Raw genomic sequence first — 13,399 nt, forward strand, 5'->3', positions numbered from 1 at the left:
GTGATGCGCATCGCCTGTCCGTCGGACAGGCGATGCGTTAAACGTAAGGCAACGTAAAGATCCCCCGCTTAGCGCCCCTCTTCGCTTCATTTTCCACCACTCATCCTCTATCCTGAGCGTTAACACACGCCATACCACTGGGTCCTGGAAGACAAATATGAAACGGACAAAAAATATTAATCATTCGTCGTTCCGCAAAAGCTGGAGCGCACGCCATCTGACGCCGGTCGCGCTGGCCGTCACCGCGGTCTTTATGCTCGCCGGTTGTGAAAAAAGCGACGAAACGGTGTCGCTGTACCAGAACGCCGATGACTGCTCCGCCGCCAACCCGGGCAAAGCAGCCGAATGCACCACGGCCTACACCAACGCGGTAAAAGAGGCAGAGCGCACTGCGCCGAAGTATGCCACCCGCGAAGACTGCGTCGCCGAGTTTGGCGAAGGCCAGTGCCAGCAGACGCCAGCCCAGGCGGGCGTCGCCCCGGAAAACCAGGCGCAGGCGCAAAGCAGCGGCAGCTTCTGGATGCCGCTGATGGCCGGCTACATGATGGGCCGCCTGATGGGCGGCGGCATGGCGCAACAGCAGCCGCTGTTCAGCTCGAAAAATCCGGCCAGCCCGGCCTACGGTCAGTACACTGACGCCAGCGGCAAGAGCTATGGCGCCGCCCAGCCGGGCCGCACCATGAACGTGCCGAAAACCGCGATGGCGCCGAAGCCAGCCACCACCACCACCGTCACCCGCGGCGGCTTTGGCGAGTCGGTAGCGAAACAGTCGACCATGCAGCGTAGCGCCGCAGGCTCAACGTCCTCTTCTCGCTCAATGGGCGGCTAAGCAACATGGAAAGAGTCAGTATTACCGAGCGCCCGGACTGGCGCGAGAAAGCGACCGAGTACGGTTTCAACTTCCATACCATGTACGGCGAGCCCTACTGGAGCGAAGAGGCGTATTACAAGCTGACCCTCGCGCAGGTGGAAAAGCTGGAAGCGGTCACCGCTGAGCTACATCAGATGTGCCTCCAGGTGGTGGAAAAAGTGATCGCCAGCGATGAGCTGATGACCAAATTCCGCATCCCTAAACACACCTGGGGTTTTGTACGCCAGTCGTGGAAAACCAACCAGCCGTCGCTCTACTCACGTCTCGACCTGGCCTGGGATGGCGTCGGCGAACCGAAGCTGCTGGAGAACAATGCCGACACCCCGACCTCGCTGTATGAAGCGGCCTTCTTCCAGTGGATCTGGCTGGAAGATCAGCTCAACGCCGGCAAGCTGCCGGCGGGCAGCGACCAGTTCAACAGTTTGCAGGAAAAGCTGATCGATCGCTTCGGCGAGCTGCGCGAGCAGTTTGGCTTTCAGCTGCTGCATATGGCCTGCTGCCGCGATACCGTTGAAGATCGCGGTACCGTGCAGTATCTGCAGGACTGCGCCGCTGAAGCGGGGCTGGCGACGGAATTCCTCTACGTTGAAGATATCGGCCTGGGCGAAAAAGGCCAGTTTACCGATCTGCAGGATCAGGTGATTGGCAATCTGTTCAAGCTCTATCCGTGGGAGTTTATGCTGCGGGAGATGTTCTCCACCAAGCTGGAAGACGCTGGCGTCCGCTGGCTGGAGCCGGCGTGGAAAAGCATTATCTCCAACAAGGCGCTGCTGCCGATGCTGTGGGAGATGTTCCCCAATCACCCTAATCTGCTGGCGGCCTACTTCAGCGAAGATGCTCACCCGGAGATGGAGAAGTACGTCATTAAGCCAATCTTCTCCCGCGAAGGCGCTAACGTGTCGATCGTTGAAAATGGCAAAGTGGTGGAGGCAGTAGAAGGCCCGTACGGGGAAGAAGGCACCATCGTGCAGGCGTTTTACCCGCTGCCGAAGTTTGGCGATAGCTATACGCTGATTGGCAGCTGGCTCATCAACGACCAGCCTGCAGGGATCGGTATTCGCGAAGACCGGGCGCTGATCACCCAGGATCTGTCGCGCTTCTATCCGCACATTTTCGTCGAATAATGCCGCGCTCCGGCGACGGTAAATGCCGCCGGAGCGCGCTATCATCAGGCGCCAACCAACACCGACAGCATGCTCAGCGAGCCCATCTCGATACCATCGACCGGGATCGTCATCGCCTCAACGCCATCCCACGTCCCCAGGACATACAGCAGCGGCAGGAAATGCTCCGCCGTCGGATTGGAGAGCGAGCCCCCTTCGTGTGCCAGGTAGTTAACCAGCGGGTGTTGCTCGTCCAGCCCCTGCCATTGCAGATTCGCTTTCACGTAGTTATTGAAGGACTCTGCCCAAGGGTACGGCGTGTTCTCGCCATGCCAGCGGGCGGTGCGCAGGTTATGCACCACGTTGCCGCTGGCCACCAGCATAATGCCTTCATCACGCAGCGAGGCCAGTTTCCGCCCCATTTCGAGATGCCAGGCCGGCGGTTTGGTGCTGTCGATGCTCAACTGAACCATCGGGATATCCGCCTGCGGATACATTTTAATCAGCACGCCCCACGAGCCATGGTCAAATCCCCAGGCTTCTGTATCGAGGGTGACCGGCACCGGCGAGAGCAGCTCCACCAGCCGTTGCGCCAGCGCCGGAGAGCCCGGCGCCGGATAATGCGTGTCATACAGCGCCTGCGGAAAACCGCCGAAGTCATGAATGGTCTTCGGCGCCTCCATCGCCGTTACGCCCGTACCGCGCGTAAACCAGTGCGCAGAGACCACCACGATCGCTTTCGGACGCGGCAGGGTTTCGCCCAGTTGAGCCCAGGCGCGGGTATAACGGTTGTCTTCCAGCACGTTCATTGGGCTGCCATGGCCGAGAAACAACGCGGGCATTCGGGTACGGGACATGATGATATCCTTAGGGTGTCAATGTGATGTGCTCACATTACGCGCTTTTGCGCCAGGATAAACTCAGATAACCATGATGATGATCGTCAGAAAATTTGAATGTAATTCGCGGTAAAGGGACGTGTCCCGTACGCGCATCCTCAGGCAATATACTCGTATGTAATTATTTTCACAGGGAGAGAAGCGATGTCATCACCCTTAATATTGACGCTGTTAGCCGGTAGCGCAACCTTCATTGGCGCCATATTCGGCGTGATTGGCCAGAAACCCTCTAACCGCCTGCTTGGCTTCTCCCTCGGCTTTGCCGCCGGGATTATGCTATTGATTTCGTTGATGGAAATGCTGCCTGCCGCGCTGGCCGCCGAGGGCATGTCGCCGCTGCTCGGCTACGGAGTGTTTGTTGTCGGCCTGCTGGGCTACTTTGGCCTTGACCGCCTGCTGCCGCACGCCCACCCGCAGGATCTGATGACTCCCGCCATGCCGCGCCCGCGCAACTTACGCCGCACCGCTATTCTTTTGACACTGGGGATCAGCCTGCATAACTTTCCGGAAGGGATCGCCACCTATGTCACGGCCAGCAACAACCTCGAGCTTGGCATGGGCGTCGCCCTTGCCGTCGCCCTGCACAATATTCCGGAAGGACTGGCGGTTGCCGGACCGGTGTATGCCGCCACCGGCTCGCGCAGCAAAGCGGTGCTCTGGGCCGGGCTTTCCGGCATGGCGGAAATTTTGGGCGGCGTGCTGGCGTGGTTGATTCTGGGGAGCCTGGTCTCGCCGCTGGTGATGGGCGCGATCATGGCTGCCGTCGCCGGGATTATGGTGGCGCTGTCGGTCGATGAACTGATGCCGCTGGCGAAAGAGATCGATCCGCAAAGCAATCCAAGCTACGGCGTCCTGTGCGGGATGTCGGTCATGGGGCTGAGCCTGGTGGTACTCCAGACGATGGGCATCGGTTAAAGCGCAGAAACAACACAGCCCACTAACAAGTGGGCTGTGCTCGGGCGTAGCGAACCGCTATTTAGCTGGCTTTACGCTCATGTTCGCGACGATAGGCCACCAGATCTTCAATCGTGACTACCGCCATATTGTGCTGCTGAGCGAACTTGATGCACTCCGGCGCGCGGGCCATGGTGCCATCGTCATTCGTCAGCTCGCACAGCACGCCTGCCGGTTTAAAGCCAGCCAGGGTCACGAGGTCGATAGTGGCTTCGGTGTGACCGCCGCGGGTCAGTACGCCGCCCGGCTGCGCACGCAGCGGGAAGACGTGACCTGGACGGTTAAGATCGGAAGGTTTCGCGCCGTCGGCGATGGCCGCGCGGACGGTGGTCACGCGGTCGGCAGCGGAGACGCCGGTGGTCACACCTTCGGCCGCTTCGATGGTCACGGTGAAGCCGGTGCCGTAGGCGCTGGTGTTGTTCTCTACCATCATCGGCAGATCCAGCTGTTTGCGGCGTTCTTCGGTCAGGCACAGGCACACAATGCCGCTGCCGTGACGAATGGTCAGTGCCATCTGCTCAACGGTCATGGTTTCAGCGGCGAAGATCATATCGCCTTCGTTTTCACGGTCTTCATCATCAAGCACCATCACGCCGCGGCCTTCGCGCAGGGCGTTCAAAGCGTGTTCCACACGTTCAAAAGCGGTACCAAAAGAAGAAAGGAGCGTCTGATTCATGGTAAAAAAACCTCATTAAAATTATGGTTACCAGAATCAGGGCAGTCTTAGGAGCGCCGGTTTAGCGGCAAAAGTCAACGCGAGCGGGCCTGGGCCCGACTGTGCCGTTACTCTCTCCCATCCGGACTTTAACCGTCGGCCCCGGAATTACACCGGATCTGCTGACCTTCCCGTAGTCACGGGAAGCGCTCGCGGGCTTTCAACGCCATGGTTGATTTACCGCCGGTGGGGAATTTCGCCCCGCCCTGAGAATAAGCGAGATAACTATAACGCTATTGACTATCCTCGGCAATGCATAAGCTTCAAACATTTCTGGTTTATAGGCGGCCTGGTTCGCACTACAATGATCAATCATCCGACCCGAGCAGGAAACCACCATGATTGACCCGAAAAAAATTGAACAAATCGCCCGCCAGGTCCATGAGTCGATGCCAAAAGGACTTCGCGATCTGGGTGAGGATGTTGAGAAGAAAATCCGCCAGGCGCTGCAGTCGCAGCTGACCCGTCTGGATCTGGTTAGCCGCGAAGAGTTTGACGTGCAGACTCAGGTGCTGCTGCGGACCCGGGAAAAACTGGCGCTGCTGGAGCAGCGCCTGAATGACCTCGAAAACCGCCCGGCGACGACGCCGGGCAGCGAAGAGCAGCAGTAAAAAACGGGCCCCTGGGGGCCCGTTTTGCGTTTGGCTTAATGGGCGGCTTCCGCCTGACTACTCACCTGGCGACAGTACAGTTCATAGCGCTGGCAAAACCATTCACGATGTTCTTCATCCATATTGCCGACAATGGCCTGAAGATCAACTGGCTGGCCCTGGGCGTGCATTCTGGCGAAACTCCGCGCCAAAAAATCAAAATTCTTCATTGAATACATATCGTTATGGTTCATGCGCATACTCCTTCAGCGGTGGATGTTCTGATCAGTCATATGCCTTTTACTCACTTCAGTATTTACGCTTACCTTAACGCGATTTGTACGAAAAATGCGCTTAACATGATTATTTATTGCGCTAAATCATTTTCCACATGATTAAATAAAAACGGCCCGCGATACGTCTATCGCAGGCCGTGATGTTTCACCACACAGGCGGGTGAATATCGAAAAAGTTATTTTTCGCTATCTTTTTGTATTTTCTTAATAATATTGGTAGTCGAGCAGCCATCTTCAAAGTTGAGCACCAACACTTCGCCACCGTTCGCCCAGACCTCTTCGCTGCCGGCGATCTGCTCCGGTTTGTAGTCGCCGCCTTTGACCAGCAGATCCGGCAGGATGCCAGCGATCAGGCGCTGCGGAGTATCTTCTTCGAAGGAGACCACCCAGTCGACGGCTTCCAGCGCCCCCAGCACGATCATCCGCTGTTCCAGCGGGTTCACCGGGCGGGTTTCGCCTTTCAGACGTTTGGTGGAGGCATCGCTGTTGACCGCCACGATCAGACGGTCGCCCAGCTTGCGCGCATTCGCCAGATAGGAGACATGACCGGCATGCAGAATGTCGAAGACGCCGTTGGTCATCACCACTTTCTCGCCGCGCTTGCGCGCCGCCGCAACCGCCTGTTTGAGCTCCTCTTCGCTCATCACGCCAAAGCCGGTCTCAGCCCGGCCGCGGACCGCGTTTTCCAGCTCGACAGGGGAAACGGTGGATGTACCCAGCTTACCGACCACCACGCCCGCCGCGGCGTTAGCGAAATAGCAGGCCTCTTCCAGGGTGTTGCCGGACGCCAGGGTCGCCGCCAGCACGCCAATCACCGTGTCGCCGGCGCCGGTCACGTCGTACACTTCCTGGGCCTGGGTCGGCATATGCAGCGGCGGACGCCCCGGCTGCAGCAGCGTCATCCCCTGCTCAGAGCGCGTCACCAGCAGCGCCGACAGTTCGAATTCGGCGATGAGCTTCATGCCGCGCTCAACGATCTGCGCTTCATCCTGGCACTTGCCCACCACCGCTTCAAACTCAGAGAGGTTCGGGGTGAGCAACGTCGCGCCGCGATAGCGTTCGAAATCGGTGCCTTTCGGATCGATCAGCACCGGCACGCCCGCTTCACGTGCGAGTCGGATCATGGTCTGGACGCTGGTCAGCGCCCCTTTGGCATAGTCCGAAAGGACCAGCGCGCCAATAGAGCCCAGCGCCTGCTGAATGCGCTCGTGCATCGGCTGCGGATCGACGCCGGAGAAGCCCTCTTCAAAGTCGAGGCGGATCAGCTGTTGATTGCGCGACAGCACCCGCAGCTTGGTGATAGTCGGGTGAGTCGGGACGGAGACGAAGTCGCACTTCACATTGACGTTGGCCAGCGCCTGGCTCAGCGCGCGGGCGGCGTCATCAATCCCGGTCAATCCCACCAGGCGCGAGGTTGCCCCCAGCGAGGCGATGTTCATCGCTACGTTTGCCGCGCCGCCAGGACGTTCTTCGATATTTTCCACCTTCACCACCGGCACCGGGGCTTCCGGGGAAATACGACTGGTGGGGCCGTACCAGTAGCGGTCCAGCATCACATCACCCACCACCAACACTCCTGCACGTTCAAACTCCGGCAGCGTTACTTTCATGACTCTCTCCTGCGAGACGCAAACTTTGCGCGCGATAATAGCACACCCGATTTTATAGTTAAGCCATCAGCCATTTCTGCCAGCTGGCGCTGACCTGCTCGCGCTCCCGGCTGAAGGCCTCTGGCGCCGCGTGTCCCGGCAGCTCCTGCAGGGCCAGGTGATGGAGCGCGTCACGCAAGGTGGTGTACGCGTGCGTTAAGGCGCGCGCTTCCTCCTCGTCCATGATGTCGTTCTGCGCCAGCAGCTCGAGAATACGCACATTATCAGACCAGCGGGTCAGCTTCGGCTTGTCGCTGGCATAGCGTAGGACCAGATACTGGGTAATAAATTCAATATCCGTGATCCCGCCGGCATCGGCTTTGATATCAAAACGATTGGGATGCTTGTTGCCGAGGTGGGCGCGCATCTTCTCGCGCATCTCGCGAACCTCGGTCTGCAGGGTTGCACCCTCCCGCGGGGTGGTCAGGATATCGCGACGAATGGCGTCAAAGCGCGCCTGCAACGCCGGGTCGCCATAGACCACGCGGGCGCGCACCAGCGCCTGATGCTCCCACGTCCAGGCCTCGTTCTGCTGATAGTCGGCAAACGCGTCAGCGGTGGTAACCAGCATCCCCGCCGCGCCGGAAGGGCGCAGCCGGGCGTCCACTTCGTAGAGAATACCGGACGAGGTGCGGGTGCTGAACAGATGCATGATCCGCTGGGCCAGCCGCAGGTAGAACTGACGGCCGTCAATCTCCCGCTCGCCGTCGGTCATCACCTCCGCCGGGCAGTCATGGAGGAACACCAGGTCGAGATCGGAGCTGTAGCCCAGCTCCCAACCGCCGAGCTTGCCGTAGCCGACGACGGCGAAGCCGCGCCCCTGGCGATCGTGCAGGTGGGTCGGCAGGCCGTAGCGAGCCACCATCTGCCCCCATGCCTGCTGCACCACCGCGTCGAGGATCGCTTCGGCAAGCCAGGTTAAATGATCGCTGACCTTCATCACCGGCAGGGTGCCGGCGATATCCGCCGCCGCGATATGCAGCTGCTGCGCCTGCTTGAACTGGCGCAACGCCTCCAGCTGCTGCTCTTCATCCTCTTCCGGCACCCGCAGCAGATACTGACGCAGCTCGTCGCGATAGGCATCGGTCGCCGTCGGCTGATAGAGGGTGTTGGGATCCAGCAGCTCATCCAGCAGCAGCGGGTGGCGCGCCAGCTGGCTGGCGACCATCGGCGATGCCGCGCAGAGCGTAATCAGGTGTTTCAGCGCGCCGGGGAATTCGCTCAGCAGTTCAAGATAGGTGGTGCGGGTGACGATCCCGGTCAACAGCGGCGTGATCCGCGCCAGAGGCAGCGGCGCATCGGCGCGCGAGCAGATTTCGCTCAGCAGATGCGGCATCAGCTGATCCAGCACCTGGCGGCCGCGCGGGCCGATGGTGCGCCGATCCAGCTCTTTGCGGAAATCGGCAATCAGCGCCAGCACGCTGCGGCGGTCGGCGTCGTTTAAATGCGCCAGCGCCGGACTGGCGTCATCTTCTTCCAGCGCATCCTGCCACAGCTCGCGCCAGTACTCGGCCAGCTGCTCATCTGGCGACTGAGCCTCGTCATCGCCGATCAGTTCATTAAACACCCGCCGTACGTTGGCCATATGGTTCGCCAGCTGCGCGCTCAGCGTCTCCCAGTCATCGGTATGCATCCCCCACGCCAGTCTGGCGCGGTTCAGTTCATCCTGTGGCAGGGTCTGGGTCTGTTCATCGTTGATACTTTGCAGCAGGTTTTCCAGCCGGCGCAGGAACAGATAGGCCGCGCGCAGCAGCGTCGCGTCGCCTTCCGGCAGCAGATGCAGCTCATCAATCGCCGCCAGTGTCGGCAATAGCGCGCGCTGCTGCAGCGCAGGTTCGCGACCGCCGCGGATCAGCTGAAAGACTTGAACGATAAATTCAATTTCACGAATGCCGCCGGCGCCGAGCTTGATGTTGTCTTTCAGCCCGCGACGCCGCACTTCACGGGCGATCATGCCTTTCATGTTACGCAGCGACTGGATCACGCTGAAGTCGATATAGCGGCGGAAGACGAAGGGGCGAAGCATCGCGCGCAGTTCGCTGGCGTAGGCGCCGTCGTTATCGCCCATGATCCGCGCTTTCACCATCGCGTAGCGTTCCCAGTCCCGCCCCTGCTCCTGGTAATAATCCTCCAGCGCCGCAAAGCTGAGTACCAGCGGTCCGCTGTCGCCAAAGGGCCGCAGGCGCATATCCACCCGATAAACAAAGCCGTCCTGCGTCGGCTGATCCAGCGCCTTGATAAGCCGCTGCCCCAGGCGGGTAAAGAACTGGGCGTTATCCAGCTCGCGGCGGCCGCCGCGGGTGGCGCCATGCTCCGGCCAGGCAAAGATCAGATCGATATCGGAAGAGAAGTTCAGCTCGCCGCCGCCCAGCTTTCCCATCCCGAGGATCAGCAGCGGCTGCGGCTGACCCTCGGCGTTGCATGGCGTTCCCCACTCTTTACAGCAGGCGGCGTACAGCCAGTCGCGGGCGGCGACAATCAGGGTCTCCGCCAGGACGCTCAGCTGCTGCAGCGTCTCTTCTTCGCGCACCAGCGACAAGGCCTGCGCCCAGGCGATGCGGACCATCATCTGGCGGCGGAAGAGACGCAGCTCTCGCATCAACCCCGCTTCGTCAGTGACGGCCTGCAGGCGCTCCTGCAGCCAGGCTTCGTAATGCCGCCACTCTTCCGCCGCCGGCGCGGAGTCCGCAAGCTCATTCAGCCAGCCCGGCTGAGCGATCACACCCTGTTCGACAAAATCGCTGAACGCCATCACCGACCTGGCCTGTGGGCTCAGTTCGGCAACGGGAAAATCCGTTGGCAGACGGTCAGCGACCGTCTGCCAGTGCTGCTGTAACTGCGGAGAAAGCGGCATCATAAGGGCTCCCTGGCCTGTAATTATCGTTTTCCACTATGCAGCCAGAACGGCTCGGCAGCCAGCGCCTGGCGACGGAAATATTCAAACACGCTGCGGTCGTCATGCTCTATCGCACGCTGAAGTTCCTGCCAGTTCTCCAGCCAGGGCGCGACGGCGTCGCCATAGGCGCCCGCCAGCAGCTGGACGCTGTCGATGTCGCGGGACAGCTTCGGCAACTGGTCAGCGGCATCTTCTACCGCCAGATGCTGCACGGCGCTGCGCAGCTCGGCCGCCACCCGCGAGAGGTGAATATCGGCAAACCGTTTGAACGATCCGGCTATTTTTTTCTCTCCCGCCTCGTTGAGGAACGGACGCCACCCGCGCTGGACCAGCCATTCGGTCAGGGCCAGTTTGGCGCCAACGACCTCGGTGCGGAATAACGCTTCGTCGGCGGTGTCCGCAGCCAGCAGAACGGCGTCGGCGTCGTTCAGCAACGCGCGGAGGTGGGTGGTCGCCTTACGCGGCACGATGCCGCCGAACAGCACGAGGGCATGGCGCACGCGGGCTATCGCCAGCAGAATTTCCGCTTTGGCTTTTGCGTTGCCGCGCAGCCAGATCTCGTCGTGATACAGCCAATGCGCCAGGGCGCTCTCCAGCGCCGCCTCCAGCCCCTGCTCCACGCAGGCCTTCGCTGCCACCGGCAGCACCGCCAGCCGGGTCACCGGACGCTCATTGTTACCTTGCGCCAGATGATACCCGCGCGCGGCTTTGCTCAGGCTCCCCTGACGCAGGACGCCGCTCTCCAGCAAACGATGCGCGAGGCGCAGCAGATCGGCGGTCTCCCCGGCGAGCAGCTCCAGCTCCAGTTCGCAGATCGGCTCCTGATGTTCGCCCGCCTTCACTTCGCCACGATCGAGGGCAATCTCAATCTCACTCTTTCCTTCCTGGATCACCCAGCGTTCACGGGCAAAATCGGTGCTGAACAGCGGCTGGACATGCTCCGCCAGCGCGGCCGGAAGTTCCCCTTGCGGCCAGACCTCCGCCGGCAGGCGCTCAAGCGCCAGCTCCGGTTTATCCAGTGGAATATTATATTCCGGGCGCTGGTGCAGGCCGCCGACCACCCGACCGGCGATTTTCAGCGTCATCTCATAACGCCCCTGATCGCCGCGGATGCGCAGCCCCATATCGTGACGACGCAGCCAGTTATCGGCGGTTTCGTAATAAATGTTCAGCAACTGGCCCGCGGGCGTATGTTTCGCCTCGAGCGCATTGAGCTGCTCGCGCAGCGTCTCTACCCCATCCTGAGCGACGATAAACTTGAGTTCGATTTCTTGAGCCATGACTGAATTCTTCCGCTTCTGTGCTGCGCCGACAAATTGCGGCGAACTTACGACAATATTTTTTGTCAGTAGATAGTATTTTGCGGTGAATCGCCATGCAACGCGCTTTTTGCCGGGCCACCTCCTGGATGATTCCGATTGTGGCGGAAAACTTTGCGTCGCTCTGGCGATGCCTCTACTATCGTTCCACTTTTTATGACCAAACGATGACCTGATGCCAAAATTACGCCTGATTACTTTTACTTTGCTCGCGCTTAGCGCCGCCACGGCGGTTCACGCAGAAGAAAAGCGCTACGTTTCCGATGAGCTGAACACCTGGGTTCGCAGCGGCCCGGGCGATAATTATCGTCTGGTCGGCACCATCAACGCCGGGGAAGAAGTGTCGGTACTGCAAACGAACGACAGCACCAGTTACGCGCAAATTCGCGACAGCAACGGCCGTACCGCCTGGATCCCGCTGAAAGAGCTGAGCAACGAACCCAGCCTGCGCACCCGCGTCCCGGATCTGGAAAACCAGGTCAAAACGCTGACCGATAAGCTGAATAACATCGATGCCACCTGGAACCAGCGCACGGCGGATATGCAGAAGAAAGTCGCCGGCAGCGACAGCGTGATTAACGCGCTGAAGGACGAGAACCAAAAGTTGAAAAACGAGCTGGTTGTCGCGCAGAAGAAGGTGAATGCGGCAAATCTGCAGCTTGATGATAAACAGCGCACCATTATCATGCAGTGGTTTATGTACGGCGGCGGTGTGCTGGGCGTCGGTCTGCTGCTCGGTCTGGTGCTGCCGCATCTGGTGCCAAGCCGCAAACGTAAAGACCGGTGGATGAACTAATTCGTCTTCTCTGCCAGACTTACGTATCATCTTGCGAAAAACGGATACGGGAGAATCAGGCGTGAAGAGTTATCTGGTCGGTGGCGCGGTGCGTGACGCGCTGTTAGGGCTGCCGGTCAAAGACCGAGACTGGGTGGTGGTGGGCGCCACCCCGCAACAGATGCTAGACGCGGGCTATCAACAGGTAGGCCGCGATTTTCCCGTGTTCCTCCATCCGCAAAGCCGGGAAGAGTATGCCCTGGCCCGCACCGAGCGCAAATCCGGCGCGGGCTATACCGGTTTTACCTGCTATGCCGCCCCGGACGTCACCCTCGAAGCCGATCTGCTGCGCCGCGACCTGACGGTCAACGCTCTCGCCCAGGATGCCGACGGCGCAATTATCGACCCCTACGGCGGACAGAACGATCTCCGTCAGCGCCTGCTGCGCCATGTCTCTCCCGCGTTTAGTGAAGATCCGCTGCGCGTGCTGCGCGTCGCGCGCTTTGCCGCCCGCTACGCCCACCTCGGTTTTCGCATTGCCGAAGAGACCCAGGCCCTGATGGCCGCGATGGTTGAGGCCGGCGAGCTGGCGCATTTAACGCCGGAGCGGGTGTGGAAGGAGACGGAAAGCGCATTAACTACTCGCAACCCGCAGGTATTTTTCCAGACGCTGCGCGACTGTCAGGCCCTCAAGGTGCTGTTCCCGGAGATTGACGCCCTGTACGGCGTGCCGGCCCCGGCGAAATGGCATCCGGAAATCGACACCGGCCTGCACACCCTGATGACCGTCACGATGGCCGCGATGCTGTCGCCGGATGTCGACGTACGTTTCGCCACCCTGTGCCATGACCTCGGCAAAGGGCTGACGCCGAAGGCGCTCTGGCCGCGTCACCACGGCCATGGTCCGGCGGGAGTCAAGCTGGTGGAGCAGCTCTGCGCGCGTCTGCGGGTGCCGAACGATATCCGCGATCTCGCGAAACTGGTGGCGGAGTACCATGACCTAATCCACACCCTGCCAATTCTGCAGCCGAAAACCCTCGTCAAACTCTTCGACAGCATTGACGCGTGGCGCAAACCGCAGCGCGTGCAGCAGATCGCGCTCACCAGCGAAGCCGACGTCCGCGGACGCACCGGTTTCGAGGCCAGCGATTACCCGCAGGGGCGCCTGCTGCTGGAGGCCTGGGAAGTGGCGCAGTCGGTCTCCACTAAAGAGGTCGTGGCGGCGGGCTTTAAAGGGGCGGAAATTCGCGAGGAGCTGACGCGGCGGAGAATTGCGGCGGTAGCGCAGTGGAAGGAACAGCGTTGCCCCCAGCCGCAAGGCTGAGGGCGCAG

At 60.5% G+C, this 13,399-nt stretch carries 13 protein-coding genes and 1 riboswitch; of the genes, 7 read left to right on the forward strand and 6 right to left on the reverse strand.

What is annotated here, in order from left to right:
- The first annotated feature begins 157 nt into the window (after nucleotides 1-157).
- A complete protein-coding gene (locus RRF55_RS02120) occupies nucleotides 158-829 on the forward strand; it encodes a DUF1190 family protein (RefSeq protein WP_002916849.1) in 672 nt (223 codons plus the stop codon).
- A 5-nt stretch (nucleotides 830-834) separates the two neighbouring features.
- Nucleotides 835-1,995: a glutathionylspermidine synthase family protein gene (locus RRF55_RS02125; protein WP_004900674.1), complete on the forward strand. Its 1,161-nt coding sequence runs from the start codon at nucleotides 835-837 to the stop codon at nucleotides 1,993-1,995.
- 44 nt (nucleotides 1,996-2,039) lie between these two features.
- Here RRF55_RS02125 and ygiD read toward each other — a convergent pair whose 3' ends face one another.
- Nucleotides 2,040-2,831, reverse strand: coding sequence for a 4,5-DOPA dioxygenase extradiol (gene ygiD, locus RRF55_RS02130; protein ID WP_004174357.1), 792 nt, complete (start codon nucleotides 2,829-2,831; stop codon nucleotides 2,040-2,042).
- Nucleotides 2,832-3,017: 186 nt separating this feature from the next.
- Here ygiD and zupT point away from each other — a divergent pair, with 186 nt between their 5' ends.
- Nucleotides 3,018-3,788 carry a zinc transporter ZupT gene (gene zupT / locus RRF55_RS02135; protein WP_064153291.1) on the forward strand — a complete coding sequence of 257 codons (771 nt, stop codon included), beginning with the start codon at nucleotides 3,018-3,020 and terminating at the stop codon, nucleotides 3,786-3,788.
- 61 nt (nucleotides 3,789-3,849) lie between these two features.
- On the opposite strand, the gene ribB is transcribed toward zupT, so the two are convergent.
- Nucleotides 3,850-4,503 carry a 3,4-dihydroxy-2-butanone-4-phosphate synthase gene (gene ribB / locus RRF55_RS02140; protein ID WP_002916855.1) on the reverse strand — a complete coding sequence of 218 codons (654 nt, stop codon included), beginning with the start codon at nucleotides 4,501-4,503 and terminating at the stop codon, nucleotides 3,850-3,852.
- A gap of 105 nt (nucleotides 4,504-4,608) precedes the next feature.
- A riboswitch (FMN riboswitch) is annotated at nucleotides 4,609-4,760 on the reverse strand.
- A gap of 120 nt (nucleotides 4,761-4,880) precedes the next feature.
- On the opposite strand from ribB, the gene ubiK reads away from it, so the two are divergent.
- Nucleotides 4,881-5,153 (forward strand): ubiquinone biosynthesis accessory factor UbiK, encoded by a 273-nt coding sequence (ubiK, locus tag RRF55_RS02145; RefSeq protein WP_004174355.1) that lies wholly within the window; start codon nucleotides 4,881-4,883, stop codon nucleotides 5,151-5,153.
- Nucleotides 5,154-5,188: 35 nt separating this feature from the next.
- On the opposite strand, the gene glgS is transcribed toward ubiK, so the two are convergent.
- Nucleotides 5,189-5,386 carry a cell surface composition regulator GlgS gene (gene glgS / locus RRF55_RS02150; protein ID WP_002916857.1) on the reverse strand — a complete coding sequence of 66 codons (198 nt, stop codon included), beginning with the start codon at nucleotides 5,384-5,386 and terminating at the stop codon, nucleotides 5,189-5,191.
- Here glgS and RRF55_RS02155 point away from each other — a divergent pair.
- Nucleotides 5,378-5,527 (forward strand): hypothetical protein, encoded by a 150-nt coding sequence (locus RRF55_RS02155; RefSeq protein ID WP_004144536.1) that lies wholly within the window; start codon nucleotides 5,378-5,380, stop codon nucleotides 5,525-5,527. The genes glgS and RRF55_RS02155 overlap by 9 nt on opposite strands.
- A 77-nt stretch (nucleotides 5,528-5,604) precedes the next feature.
- Here the strand turns inward: RRF55_RS02155 and hldE are convergent, their stop codons facing one another.
- From hldE to RRF55_RS02170, 3 genes are read right to left on the reverse strand one after another with little or no spacing between them, the layout of a single operon-like run.
- The gene (gene hldE / locus RRF55_RS02160) at nucleotides 5,605-7,038 is read right to left on the reverse strand and encodes a bifunctional D-glycero-beta-D-manno-heptose-7-phosphate kinase/D-glycero-beta-D-manno-heptose 1-phosphate adenylyltransferase HldE (protein ID WP_004174353.1); all 1,434 of its coding nucleotides are present in this window, start codon (nucleotides 7,036-7,038) and stop codon (nucleotides 5,605-5,607) included.
- Between the two features lie 58 nt (nucleotides 7,039-7,096).
- Nucleotides 7,097-9,934, reverse strand: a complete 2,838-nt coding sequence (gene glnE, locus RRF55_RS02165; protein WP_165452881.1) for a bifunctional [glutamate--ammonia ligase]-adenylyl-L-tyrosine phosphorylase/[glutamate--ammonia-ligase] adenylyltransferase — start codon at nucleotides 9,932-9,934, stop codon at nucleotides 7,097-7,099.
- A gap of 20 nt (nucleotides 9,935-9,954) precedes the next feature.
- Entirely contained in the window at nucleotides 9,955-11,253 is a 1,299-nt protein-coding gene (locus RRF55_RS02170) for a CYTH domain-containing protein (RefSeq protein ID WP_087830713.1), read from the reverse strand.
- Nucleotides 11,254-11,467: 214 nt separating this feature from the next.
- Between RRF55_RS02170 and RRF55_RS02175 the strand changes: the two genes are divergently transcribed.
- Together RRF55_RS02175 and RRF55_RS02180 are read left to right on the forward strand one after the other, a co-directional pair.
- Complete coding sequence (locus RRF55_RS02175) at nucleotides 11,468-12,088, forward strand: TIGR04211 family SH3 domain-containing protein (RefSeq protein WP_002916862.1); 621 nt, start codon at nucleotides 11,468-11,470, stop codon at nucleotides 12,086-12,088.
- 61 nt (nucleotides 12,089-12,149) lie between these two features.
- Nucleotides 12,150-13,391 carry a multifunctional CCA addition/repair protein gene (locus tag RRF55_RS02180; protein ID WP_002916864.1) on the forward strand — a complete coding sequence of 414 codons (1,242 nt, stop codon included), beginning with the start codon at nucleotides 12,150-12,152 and terminating at the stop codon, nucleotides 13,389-13,391.
- The last annotated feature ends 8 nt before the right edge of the window (nucleotides 13,392-13,399 follow it).

The organism is Klebsiella sp. K47, from assembly GCF_051858335.1.
Classification (GTDB): domain Bacteria; phylum Pseudomonadota; class Gammaproteobacteria; order Enterobacterales; family Enterobacteriaceae; genus Klebsiella; species Klebsiella pneumoniae.